The organism is Actinomadura sp. 7K507, from assembly GCF_004348425.1.
Taxonomy (GTDB): domain Bacteria; phylum Actinomycetota; class Actinomycetes; order Streptosporangiales; family Streptosporangiaceae; genus Spirillospora.
Genome location: NZ_SMKK01000071.1, coordinates 1 through 12147 on the forward strand (window position 1 = coordinate 1; position 12147 = coordinate 12147).

At 71.3% G+C, this 12147-nt stretch carries 8 protein-coding genes, 1 tRNA gene and 1 riboswitch; of the genes, 8 read left to right on the forward strand and 1 reads right to left on the reverse strand.

Annotated elements, in window-relative coordinates; genetic code table 11:
- Positions 1-593, forward strand: a 593-nt coding sequence (locus E1285_RS47385) for a helix-turn-helix domain-containing protein (protein WP_243722865.1), incomplete at its 5' end; no start/stop codon positions are given.
- 546 nt (positions 594-1139) lie between these two features.
- Here E1285_RS47385 and E1285_RS17815 read toward each other — a convergent pair.
- Positions 1140-1213, reverse strand: a tRNA-Pro gene (locus tag E1285_RS17815).
- A 177-nt stretch (positions 1214-1390) separates the two neighbouring features.
- Here E1285_RS17815 and E1285_RS17820 point away from each other — a divergent pair.
- From E1285_RS17820 to E1285_RS17850, 7 genes are all read left to right on the forward strand, one after another.
- Entirely contained in the window at positions 1391-2188 is a 798-nt protein-coding gene (locus E1285_RS17820) for a hypothetical protein (RefSeq protein ID WP_243722866.1), read from the forward strand.
- 220 nt (positions 2189-2408) lie between these two features.
- On the forward strand, positions 2409-4271 hold the full coding sequence (locus E1285_RS17825) for a SpoIIE family protein phosphatase (RefSeq protein WP_243722867.1): 1863 nt from the start codon (positions 2409-2411) through the stop codon (positions 4269-4271).
- 452 nt (positions 4272-4723) lie between these two features.
- Positions 4724-4877, forward strand: a riboswitch (cyclic di-AMP (ydaO/yuaA leader).
- A gap of 12 nt (positions 4878-4889) precedes the next feature.
- Entirely contained in the window at positions 4890-5663 is a 774-nt protein-coding gene (locus tag E1285_RS17830; RefSeq protein WP_243722868.1) for a CHAP domain-containing protein, read from the forward strand.
- Between the two features lie 289 nt (positions 5664-5952).
- The gene (locus tag E1285_RS17835) at positions 5953-8856 is read left to right on the forward strand and encodes a CDP-glycerol glycerophosphotransferase family protein (RefSeq protein WP_132153418.1); all 2904 of its coding nucleotides are present in this window, start codon (positions 5953-5955) and stop codon (positions 8854-8856) included.
- Positions 8840-10129: a glycosyltransferase gene (locus E1285_RS17840; RefSeq protein WP_132153420.1), complete on the forward strand. Its 1290-nt coding sequence runs from the start codon at positions 8840-8842 to the stop codon at positions 10127-10129. The genes E1285_RS17835 and E1285_RS17840 overlap by 17 nt, the downstream gene beginning before the upstream one ends.
- Before the next feature lie 34 nt (positions 10130-10163).
- Entirely contained in the window at positions 10164-11363 is a 1200-nt protein-coding gene (locus E1285_RS17845; RefSeq protein WP_132153422.1) for an acyl-CoA dehydrogenase family protein, read from the forward strand.
- Positions 11360-12136: an SDR family oxidoreductase gene (locus E1285_RS17850; RefSeq protein WP_132153424.1), complete on the forward strand. Its 777-nt coding sequence runs from the start codon at positions 11360-11362 to the stop codon at positions 12134-12136. The genes E1285_RS17845 and E1285_RS17850 overlap by 4 nt, the downstream gene beginning before the upstream one ends.
- The last annotated feature ends 11 nt before the right edge of the window (positions 12137-12147 follow it).

A 12147-nucleotide genomic window follows, 5' to 3' on the forward strand; every position in this document is an offset into this window, starting at 1 on the left:
ACCTAAACCTGACCGGAGGACGCCCTTGCACCCACACCACAACCCCAACAGCCACGAAGTCCGCCACAGCCGTTCACGCAGAAACCAGCACGCGCCAGACCAGCCCCCGCCGAAAGGGCGAAGCCGAAGCTGCCCTGCGGGCCGATCCGCGCCTTCAGCTACGGCGGCTCGCTGGCAATCAACCGCCGCCCTCATCCTGGCCGCCCAAGGCCACATCGCCTCACCCGCTACAACGCCCCCTCGCCGACATCACCCCAGAAATCGGCACCCTCCCCTTCGACGACGGAGACGGCACCTGCGATACCGGATGGTGCTCACCTAAAGCCGCTCAACGCTCATTCTTCGACCACCGACGTGAAGTTCACGGAGGCCAATACATGCAGCCCCTCAAGCACGCCGACCTTGCCGAACTCCCCAGCGTCGTCGACATCGTCACCGCTGCCCGCGCCCTGGGCCTCTCCCGTACGTACGCTTACCAACTCGCCAAAAACGATCAGTTTCCGTGCAAGGTTCTCCGCATCGGCAACTGCTACCGAGTCCCCACCGCCGCCCTTCTCGCTCTCCTCGACCCTGAACGGAATCCAGAGAAGTAGCCGCCGAGGCTAGCCCGACTCCTAACGCTGCTGGTGGGAGTGCGCAAGGCCTTCCCTGCTGATCAGCGCCCCGACCGCATTACCGCTGGAGCCACCTATGTGGCCAGGTTGTGAACCCTCCGGAGCGACGAGCGACCCAAGCACGGGTGGCTGATGAACACCTGGAGGGTCACAGTCCGACACTGGACGGGTCACTGTGTAGGTGATCACCAAGGCCTCGTAGCCAGCGGACACCTCACCCTCGGCCCCGGCCAGGTAGTTGTGGTCAAGGCGATCCTGGGTCCCATAAGACCCTGCGGAGGCGAGCGACTGGCGAGGCAGCGTTGGAGGGCCGGGCGAGGAGTCGCCGGTGTACGCGCTGCGTCGACGGCTGCGGATGAGTGAACACGCAGGAGTGGCGCTCAGGAGGTTGGGGGCTCTTGTGGTCCCGTGTGAACCGCTGGAGTGCCGGGGGAGGCGGCCGGGTTCACTAACGAACGGCTAACAAACGATCAAGAGGCCGGTCCTCCGGATGGAGGAAACGGCCTCTGAGCTGGTGTTTCTGTGTCGGGACGGCGGGATTTGAACCCACGACCCCTTGACCCCCAGTCAAGTGCGCTACCAAACTGCGCCACGTCCCGATGCCCGTTGGAGCGGGCCTGATTACTGTAGCGCAGTCTGCGAGGTCGTGCGTACTGAGATATGGGGCCGTTGATCTCTGGTAGGCAGGCCTGATGAGGTCTTGGCGGGCAGGGCTGGCCGGGCTCGTTTGCCTGGGGCTGGTGTGCGGGTGCGGGGATGGTGGAGGAGTTCGGGCGGTGAGTGAGAGCCCTGAGGCCGCGAGGACGACGCCGGAGGTGTCGCGGACGCCCGCGAAGCCGGTCGTGCGGGTGCCGGAGGGGGTTCGGGCCTCCTATGTGGTGTTCGACCGGGCGGCCGGGCGCGTGGTGGTGGAGCGGCGGCCGAGGCAGACGTACCGGTCGGCGTCGCTGGTGAAGATCCTGATGGCGCTGGACTACATGCAGGAGCATCGGGTCTCGGCGGACGACCGGGCGCTGATGGGGCGCATGCTGCGGTCGAGTGACGACGGGGCGGCGACCGAGTTGTGGCGGCGGGGCGGGCAGAAGAAGATCCTCGAGCGGATGGCGCCTAAGGCGGGGCTGCGGGAGACGGCTGGGCCGCCGGCGGACAAGCCCGGGTTCTGGGGGTACACGGCGCTGAGTGCGCGGGACGTGGTGCAGACCTACCGGTATCTGCTGGACGAGGCGCCGGAGGCGCACCGGGAGTTCGTGCTGGGGCAGTTGCGGCGGTCGACGCGGTGCGGGACGGACGGGTTCGACCAGACGTTCGGTATTCCGCGGGCGCTGAAGAAGCCGTGGGCGGTGAAACAGGGGTGGTCGGGGTTCGGGGACGCCCCGGCGGGGCCGTGCCGGGGCGCGCAGCCGGCGGCGTGGCAGCCCGATCTCGGGCTCGGGCGGCCGGTGCTGCATACCTCCGGGATCGTGGGGGAGCAGAAGATCGTGGTGGTGCTGACGCTGCATCCGGCGGGGTCGTCGTTCGCGAGGGCGGCGGCGCGGATCACGGCGTTGACCGGGCAGGTCTACCGGGCGGGGTGACCTGGGTCACAGGACGGGGAACCGTCGTCCCTGGGAAGGGTCATTGGAAGTGGTCGAGTTCGGGTGTGAAGGGAAAACTCGGGCAAAGATCTGGACTGTTTATTCGGTTCTGGGCGAATAGTCCTTCGCTGACGTATGTAGCTTTTTTCTCCCAGGGGCAACCAACGCCGAACGGGGGACTGGGTTGTCGGATGCGGAGGGCACCTCGGGGCAGCCCGGGGTGCACGTTGCGGACCTTGAGGACCTGCGGGACGCGGCGCACGACCGTGCGGTGCTGTCCGAGGCCAGGGTCGTGCTGGCCCGGCGGCTCGGCGTCCCGCCGGGGGAGGCCCTGCAGCATCTGATCTGGCTCGCCCGCGACCTGGACATGGAGCTCGCTGAGGCCGCGTCCCTGCTGGTCAAGGACGGTAGTGGCGGGCCGGTGGGGGCCGTGCTGGCCGGGCGCCGCGCACCGCGCGCCGAGGGCGGCGCGGCAGAGCGCCAGGCCACCCTGTCGGAGGCCGAGGACGTTCTGAGCCGGGTGACGGGCGAGGACACCGCGGGCGACGAGGAGATCCTCGCCGGGGTGCCGGACGATCCGGTGGCGCGGGCCGTGCTGGACGGGACGCTCGACTCGTCGGCCCATCTGGTCCCGGTCCGGGGAGCGGACGGAAACGTCGCGGACTTCCTCTTCGTGGATCTCAACGGCGTCGCCAGGGACATGTTCGGGCGCGGCAGGGAGGAGCTGACCGGGCGGCGGCTCCTCCAGACGGATCCGGGGGCGGTGCTGAGCGGGCTCTTCGACGACCTCGTCGAGGTACTGGAGACCGGCACCCGTTTGGAACGTTCCTCTTTTCTTTACACCACCGCCCAGCGCGGCCTGTCCCGCTCGTCCCGGACGAGCGTCCGGAGCGTCGCGGTGCCGACCGGTATCTGTTTCACCTGGCGGTACCACCACGCCGAGGACCGCACGGTGCGGCGGCTGGAGCGGGTCGAGCGCCTTGCCCTGGTGGGGTTCGGCGAGTGGGATCTGGCCACCGGGGAGGCCGACTGGACGCCGCAGATGCTGGCCAACTACGGGCTCACCCCCGAGGAGGTGCCGCCGGCGCCGCACGACCTGCCCAAGGTCGTGGCCGAGGACGATCTCCCGCTGGTCGAGGAGGCCGTGCAGACGATGTTCTCGCGCCGGGAGCCGGTGGAGGCCGAGCACCGCGTGATCGGCCGGGACGGGGCGCCGCGGCATCTGTGGGTGTTCGCCGAGCCGGTCCTGGGCGACTCCGGACTGCCGGTCTCGATCAACATCGTCTCGCAGGACATCACGCGGCGGCGCGGGGTGGAGCGGGCGCTGGCCGAGACCCGGCGGCAGATGCTGAAGCAGCAGGAGCGGATGGCGCAGGAGCGGCGGGTCGCGGTGACGCTGCGCCGCGCGATCCTGCCGGACGAGGACGAGCTGGAGCGGCTGCCTGGCCTGCTCACCTCGATCCGCAGCATGGCGGCCGAGAGCACCGCCCGCATCGGCGGGGACTGGTTCGCGACCCGCGAAATGGCCGACGGGCGGGCGCTGATCGCCATCGGCGACGCGGCCGGGCACGGGCTGCCCGCGGCCGCGGCGATGGCGCGCAGCCGTAACGGGCTGCTGGGCCTGGCCTGCACGGGCGAGCCGTCCGGTCGGCTGGTGGGCTGGCTGAACGAACTGGTCGCCACCATGGATCCGCCGGCGACGGGTACTGCGATCGTCGCCCATTTCGACCCGGGGCGGCGCGTCATGGAGTGGACGTGCGCGGGGCATCCGCCGCCGATCCTGATGCGCGCCGGGTGGGCGGAGCCGCTGGAGGTCGTCCGCGACCCGATGCTCGGTGCGCTGCAGGGCTGGACCTACACGACGATCACCACCCGGCTCGACCCCGGCGACATGCTCTTCCTCTATACCGACGGCCTGGTGGAGCGGAGGGACGCCGACCTGGACGAGCGCATCGCCCGCCTCAGCGGCATCCTGCGGGGCTGCTCGACGAGTCCTGAAGAGGCGCTGGACGAGGTCCTCGCGCGCATGGAGTACGACCGGGCAGCCGACGACACCACGCTCTTCGCCGTTCGCGTGGAGTGACGAGGAACACGTTCGACCTGCGAAGATCACAAAATGTGACGTGCCCCTCACCTGAGGGGTCCGGGCGGGCCGGCAGGGGGCTGACCGCCCTGTGCCGGCCGTTGGCGTCCCGGGGACTTTGCCCAACGGCCGTGACCCCGAAACCCCCTGTGGCCAGGGGCTGAGGGATGGGCGCGGGGTGATCGGGAAGACATCCGGCCTTGGTGCTGTTGGTGGTGTCTTGGAAGGTCTTTGAGCAGGCAAGACAGTGTTTTGTCCGTGATTTGCTTTCCTTGAGAAGGTTGGTACCTTCTATCCGAATCACGCAGCGCACCCCATGCGTTGCCACCGGCCGTTCCATGTGCGGCCGAGGATCGCGGAGCGGAACCCGCACGCGATGGGCGCCTATCAGAATGCGCGCCTCTCATCGAGATCAGTCCGCTGAGATCAATCCGAATATCCAGCACCGCGTCCGCGGTGCGAGGCCGAGTCCGTCCGGTCCACTCGACCGGAACGGAGCCGGGGACCCAGGTTCCAGGGGTGAATCGGCGCGTCGGAAGCCGCGCCGTAGGGCTACTTCCATGCCCGAATCCGTCAGCTAACCCGGTAGGCGTCATGGGAGATAAGGAGATTCCCTGCATGACCGGTCGTATCGATCGACTTTCCCTGAAGAACTTCACGGCTGAGGACAAGGCCGTCGGCGTCGCCGTCAGCGCGGTGCTCGCCGGGGCCGTCGGACTCGCCGTCTTCAACCCCCTCACCGGCAGCGCGGTCGCCGAGACCGCGACCCAGGCGGCGGCGGTCGCCGAGAAGGGCACCGCCGCGGTCACCGAGAACGGCGCCGCACCGGCCGGGCCGGCGGCCATGACCGCCGCCGAGGCCAGCCAGGCGGGCTACAAGGTGCCGCCGCGCGACGTCGACCCGTCCGAGGTCATCAAGCTGGCCGAGAAGCAGGTCGGCATCAGCGAAGGCAAGGGCGGCCAGACCAAGTTCCACGACTGGTACGTCTCGACCCCGCACGCCAAGGCCACCGCCGATCGTGACGGCGGATTCTCGGTCGATGCCTACAACGGCGCGCAGTGGTGCAACATGTTCGTCTCCTGGCTCGGCGCCCAGACGGGCGTGAAGAACATGGGCTGGGACGCCTACACCGTCCAGCACGCCTCCTGGTTCGAGGACACCGGACGCTGGGGCCAGAAGGCCAAGCCCGGCTCGGTCGTGTTCTTCGACTGGGACAGGGGTTCGAGCATCAGCGCCATCGACCATGTCGGGATCGTCGTCAAGGACAACGGCGACGGCACCGTGAAGACCATCGAGGGCAACACCAGCAACGAGGTGCAGAAGAAGACCCGCGACAAGTCCCTGATCGTGGGCTACGGATACCCCGACTACAACCCCGAGTACAAGGCCTGACCCTTCGCGGTCGGCGCGATCGCGAACAGGAGGCGCCCGGCATCCCCGCCGGGCGCCTTCTGGCGTTTCCGGGAGATCCGTCCCATGTCTCCGCTGAAGGTGGGTAATGCCAATCGTTGACAGCCTTTGAGCGCTCTTGGACCTCAAAGCGGCGTTCCTGGAAAGGAATCCGTGCACGTGCGTCCGATCGGCGCCCGGGAGGGAGTGTCCGCGAGCACAGGGCGAGGTTCGGACGCCTCTGCCGGAGGTCCGGGGCTTCCCCGGAACCGTGACCGCGGAGGGGATGCCCATGCGCCCGGACGTCAGCGTGGTCGTGATCGCCTACAACGACGCGCGGAGACTGCCGCGAGCGGTGGCGTCGTCGCTGGGCCAGTCGCTGGGCTGCGTCGAGACGGTCATCGTGGACGACGCCAGTACCGACGGCACGGCGGAGGTCGCCGACCGGCTCGCCGACCGGCATCCGGGGCGCGTCCGGGCCGTTCACCTCGCGTCGAACTCCGGCGGGTGCGGCCGGCCGCGCAACGCCGGCATCGAGGCGTCCGCGGGCGGGCACGTGATGTTCCTCGACAGCGACGACCTGCTGGACCGGCACGCCTGCCTCAATCTGCTCGGCGCGGCCGAGGACACCGGCGCCGACATCGTCTCCGGCCGGTGCGACCGGGTCTTCCTGGACGTCCCGGAGGGCGCGGATGGGCGGGTCCGCCCCTGGTATCCGTGGCTCTACCGGCGACGAGCCGTGCACGGATCACTGGAGGAGAATCCCCGTCTCCTCTACGACACGCTGTCGACCAACAAGATCTACCGGCGGGCCTTCCTGGAGCAGCACGGGCTCCGCTTCGTCGAGGGGCTGCACTACGAGGACCTGCTGTTCACCGCCGAGGCCTACCTGGCGGCGCAGCCGACGGCGCTGATCCCGCACCGCGTCTACAGCTGGCTGGTCAGTGAGCGGACGCCCGCCCCCTCCATCTCCAACCGGCGCGCCGAGCTGGCCAACTTCGCCGACCGGCTGGAGATCCACCGGCGCATCGACATGCTGTTCGCGCTGCGCGGCGTCCACGACCTGGCGCGGGCCAAGGACGTCAAGTTCATCAACCACGACCTGATGCTCTACCTGCGGGAGCTGCGCGACCACGATCCCGGTCACCGGGCGCGGTTCCTCGATCTGGCGGCCGGGTACCTGGCCGAGCTCGACCCCCGGGTGTTCGAGGAGGCCAACACGCTGCCAGCGATCGCGGCGTACCTCGTCCGCGAGGGGGACCACGCGGGTGCGCTCGCCGCCGCCCTGTACGCCCCCGGGCACGTCTCCGGCAGGCGGCCGGAGCTGCGGGCGCGGCTCGTGGAGCGGGACGGGCGGGTCTTCTGGGGCGCCGGCCGTCCCCGCGGGGCCCTGGCCCGCCGCGTCCTGGACGTCACGGACTTCGGCTTCCATCTGCGCCCCCTCAAGGAGCTGCGTCCGGCCAACACGGTGACGCGGCTGGAGGTGCGGGGCGGCCGCGTCCGGATGGCCGGGCATATGCTGAACCCGCTGGACAGGATCCCCCCGGACGCCGGGCTGTCCGGCACGCTGGAGTTCTGCGACCGGCGCCGCCCCGCCCGCAGGGGGCGGGTCCGCGCGGACGTCCGGCACGCGGGCGACCGGCTCACCTGGCGGGCCGAGTTCGACCCCGTGCGGCGGATCCGTCCGGCCGGTTTCATCGATCCCGTCTGGGACGTGCGGCTCCGCCTCCGGGCGGGCGGTGAGAAGGTGGTCACCCGGCTGGGCGAGGGCCGTGAATCGCCCCCGCTGGGGGGTGTCGAGCTCCCCGTCCGGCCCCGGCTGACGCGGCTCGCCGCCGACCGGCTCCGGTCGTACGTCACCGAGGGCGGGCACCTGGCGTTCAGGCTGGAGGCGGGGAACCCCTGGGCGCGGCTCGCCGCCGCGGCCGCGCGCCGCGTCCCCGTGGCCCCGGCGGGGCTGCTCGCCTGGCGGCGTGCCCGGGGGGCCGGGCAGGGCATCCGCCGGGGGCTGGGCTCGCGCAAGACGAAGATCGCGGTGTTCAACCGGGTGCTGAGCAGGCTCCCCGTCCGGGCGGACCTGGTGGTCTTCGAGAGCCACCTGGGCAGGCAGTACTCCGACAACCCGAAGTACATCCACCGGGAGCTGCGCAGGTCCGGACGCCCGGTGAAGGCCGTGTGGTCGTACGCGTCGTCGCCCGAGGGGTTCCCGGACGACGCCAGGCTGGTCCGGCGCGGCTCGTGGGCCTACTACGCGGCGCTCGCACGGGCCCGGTTCTGGATCGACAACCAGGGCTTTCCGGACGGGCTCCGCAAGCGGCCCGAGACCACCTATGTCCAGACCTGGCACGGTTCGGCGTTCAAGCCGATGGGCCTGGACCAGCCGCGGATCAAGAACGGCTCCGCCGCCGAGCGGGCGCGGCTCCGCCGGATGGTCGAGCGCTTCGACAGCTTCCTCATCCGGTCCGGCCACGACGAGGACACCCTCTGCGCCGGCCTCGGCGTCCGCTCGGTGCTGCTCCCGGCCGGGTATCCGCGCAACGATCCCCTCGTCAACGGCGTGGACGGCGACCCGGAGCTGGCCGCGGAGGTCGCCGCCCTCCGGGACTCCCTGGGCCTGGACGACGGGCGCCGCGCCGTCCTGTACGCGCCGACGTTCGCGACCGGGCCGAAGGGGCGCCCGGTCCGGCTGCTGGCGCCGCCCATCGATCCCGACGTGTTCGCGCGGGAACTCGGGGAGACGTTCGTGCTCCTCATCCGGCCGCACTACCTGTGCCAGGCCAACCTCCCGCCGGGCGCGCACCCGGTCATGCGGGACGCCGGCGCCGCGCCCGACGTCACCCCGCTGCTGCTCCTCGCGGACGCGCTGATCACCGACCACTCCTCGATCATGTTCGACTTCGCGCTGCTCGACCGGCCGATCGTGCTTCACCTCCCGGACGGCCGCGATCGCGCCGCCGGCTACTTCGATCTGGAGCGGCACGCACCCGGGCCGGTCACCCGCACCGAGGACGAGCTCGTCGCCGCGCTCGCCGGCCTTGGCGAGGCTGAGGCCGTCCACGCCCCCCGCCGCCGCGCGTTCGCCCGCGATTTCGGCGAGTACGACCGAGGGACCGCCGCCCGGACGGTGGTGGACCGCTACTTCCCGGCCGCAGAACAGCAACGCCACAGGGGGAAAAGGAATGGCCGCACCGCGTGACGTCTTCATCGTGTGCAACAACGCCGACGAGATGGGCGGCCTGCAGCGCTGGGCGCACCACATGGCGCGGCTGCTGGCCGGACGCGGCGACCGCGTCACCCTCGTCGGGATCACCAGCGGCCCGGACCCCTACCACCACGGCAGGGACGGCTCCTACGCCGTCGAGGTGCTGCACGGGGGGTGGCGCCCGCCCGCGATGGCCTGGCGGCCGGGGAGGCTCCGCGAGCGGCTGAACGTCCCCGCGCGCGGGCGCGACCTGTGGCGGGCGGCGGCCCAGCGGCGCGGCGCGGCCCGGCTGTCGGAGCTGTTCGCCGCCGCCCGGCGGGGATCGGTCGTGATCGCGGCGCAGGTGTGGGCGATGGAATGGGTCCGGCTGGCCGACACGCGCGGGCTGCGCGTCGTGGGCATGAGCCACGAGTCGTTCGCGGCGACCCGCCGGTCGTCGCGCTACCGGCGGGTCAGGGAGAACTACGCGGACGTGGACCGGCTGCTGGTGCTCACCGCCGAGGACGCCGACGCGTGGGCACGGGACGGGATGTCCAACGTCGACTACATCCCGAACGCGCTGCACGTCACCCCGACCGTGCATCCCACGCTCGATCTTCCCGTGGTCGCCTGCGTCGGCCGCCTGTCGCACGAGAAGGGCATGGACCTGATGCTGGAGGCGTGGGAGCGGGTCGCGGCGCGCCGTCCCGGCTGGCGGCTGCACGTCTACGGCGGCGGGCCGGACGGGGAGGAACTGCGCGGGCGGGTGCGGGCGGCCGGGCTGTCCGGTTCCGTGGAGTTCCGCGGCGTGGTCGCCGACGTCGAGGAGGCGCTGGTCGAGGCGTCGGTCTTCGCGCTGCCGTCGCGGGCCGAGGGCTTCCCGATGTCGGTGCTGGAGGCGATGGCGTACGGGCTGCCCACGGTCGCGTTCGACTGCGCGCCGGGCGTCCGGGCCCTGCTCGGGGAGGAGCGGGGCGGCGTCCTGGTCGAACCGGGCGACACCGCCGCGTTCGCCCGGGAGCTGGAACGCCTCATGGACGACCCGGACCTGCGCCGCGCCCTGGGCGCCGAGGCGCGCGCGGCGGTGCTGCGATTCCATCCGGACGCGGTGCTCGCCCGCTGGGACCGGCTCTTCGACCTGCTCCACCGCGAACCGCCGTCCGCCGCCGCGGAGCGCGTCCCGGAGCGCGTCCCCGGGAGGGAGGCCGCACGGGCCTCGGCCCGCGTCCCGGGGCAGGGGGAGGGCTCCGCGGCGGGACACGAGACGGAGCCGGCCCGCGGGGGGTGATTCTTTCTAACAACTGTTTGGTAGAGTGCGCGGCGTGAAGCAGAACGAGTCCCCGGCGGACCGGGCGTTCCGCGCCGAGGTCCGCGACTGGCTCGAGGCCAACCTGTCGGGCGAGTTCGCGCACGCCCGCGGGCTCGGCGGGCCGGGCCGCGAGCACGAGGCGTTCGAGGAGCGGCTGGCCTGGGAGCGGCACATGGCCGCCGCCGGGTGGACCTGCGTGGGCTGGCCGGAGGAGTACGGCGGACGCGGCGCCACCGTCGAGCAGCAGGTGATCTTCAACGAGGAGTACGCGCTCGCCGACGGCCCGGCCCGGGTCAACCACATCGGCGAGAACCTGCTCGGCCCCACGATCATCGCGTTCGGCACCGACGAGCAGCGCGCCCGCTTCCTCCCGCCGATCGTCGCGGTCGAGGAGCTGTGGTGCCAGGGCTACTCCGAGCCAGACGCCGGCTCCGACCTCGCCAACGTGCAGACCCGCGCCGAACTCGCCGGTGACCACTGGCTGATCAACGGCCAGAAGGTCTGGACGTCGCTGGCCCTCGAATCGGACTGGTGCTTCGTCGTCTGCCGCACCGAGCCGGGATCCTTCCGGCACCGCGGGCTGTCGTACCTGCTCGTCCCGATGAGGCAGGACGGCGTGGACATCCGGCCGATCGTCCAGCTCACCGGGACCTCGGAGTTCAACGAGGTCTTCTTCGACGGCGCCCGCACGGACGCCGGCGACATCGTCGGCGAGCCCGGCGAGGGCTGGAAGATCGCGATGGCCACGCTCGGCTTCGAGCGCGGCGTCGCGACGCTCGGCCAGCAGGTCGGGTTCCGCCGCGAGTTCGAGGGCGTCGCCGACCTGGCCCGCCGCACCGGCGCCATCGACGACCCGCTGCTGCGCGACCGGCTGACCAGGTCCTACCTGGGCCTGGAGGTCATGCGGCTGAACGCGGTGCGGACGATGGCGGGCGTCACCGCCGGGGCGCCCGGCCCCGAGTCGTCCATCTCCAAGCTCGTCTGGGGCACCTGGCACCGCGAACTGGGCGAGCTGGCCATGGACGTCCTCGGCGCGGCCGGTCTCGTCGCGGACGGCGAACCCTACGATCTGAACGACTGGCAGCGGCTCTTCCTGTTCTCCCGCTCCGACACCATCTACGCCGGGTCGAACGAGATCCAGCGCAACATCATCGCCGAGCGCGTTCTCGGACTGCCCCGCGAACCGGCCCCGAGCAGAGAGGCACGCGGATGACCCCGCCCTACGTCCCCGGGCACGGCCTCCTCAAGGACCGCGCCGTCGTGATCACCGCGGCGGCCGGGGCGGGGATCGGCGGCGCCACCGCCCGCCGCTGCCTGGAGGAGGGCGGCCGCGTCCTGATCTCCGACACCCACGAGCGGCGGCTGACCGCGTCCGCGCAGGAGCTGGAGAAGGAGTTCGGCGCCGAGCGGGTCGCCGCGCTGCCCTGCGACGTGACGTCCGAGGAGCAGGTCCAGGCCCTCTACGACCTCGCCGTCGAGCGCTTCGGGCGCGTCGACGTCGCCGTCAACAACGCGGGCCTCGGCGGGACGGCCGACCTGGTCGACATGACCGACGAGCAATGGAGCCGCGTCCTCGACATCACCCTCGGCGGCACGATGCGGTGCACCCGCGCCGCCCTGCGGATCATGCGGGACCAGAGCTCCGGCGTCGTCGTCAACAACGCCTCCGTGATCGGCTGGCGGGCGCAGAAGGGACAGTCCCACTACGCCGCCGCCAAGGCCGGCGTCATGGCGCTCACCCGCTGCTCCGCGCTGGAGGCCGCCGGCTTCGGCGTACGGGTCAACGCCGTCTCGCCGTCCCTCGCCATGCACCCGCACCTGGTGAAGGTGACCTCGGAGGAACTGCTGGACGAGCTGACGCGCCGCGAGGCGTTCGGCCGCTATGCGGAACCATGGGAGGTGGCCAACGTCATCGTCTTCCTGGCCAGCGACTACTCGTCGTACATGACGGGCGAGGTCGTCTCCGTCTCCTCCCAGCACGCATGAGAACACCGGCA

Bases quoted from the DNA above. Each gene is read 5' to 3' on its own strand.
- E1285_RS17830 (WP_243722868.1), top strand. From the start codon at position 4,890: ATGACCGGTCGTATCGATCGACTTTCCCTGAAGAACTTCACGGCTGAG.
- E1285_RS17835 (WP_132153418.1), top strand. From the start codon at position 5,953: ATGCGCCCGGACGTCAGCGTGGTCGTGATCGCCTACAACGACGCGCGG.
- E1285_RS17840 (WP_132153420.1), top strand. From the start codon at position 8,840: ATGGCCGCACCGCGTGACGTCTTCATCGTGTGCAACAACGCCGACGAG.
- E1285_RS17850 (WP_132153424.1), top strand. From the start codon at position 11,360: ATGACCCCGCCCTACGTCCCCGGGCACGGCCTCCTCAAGGACCGCGCC.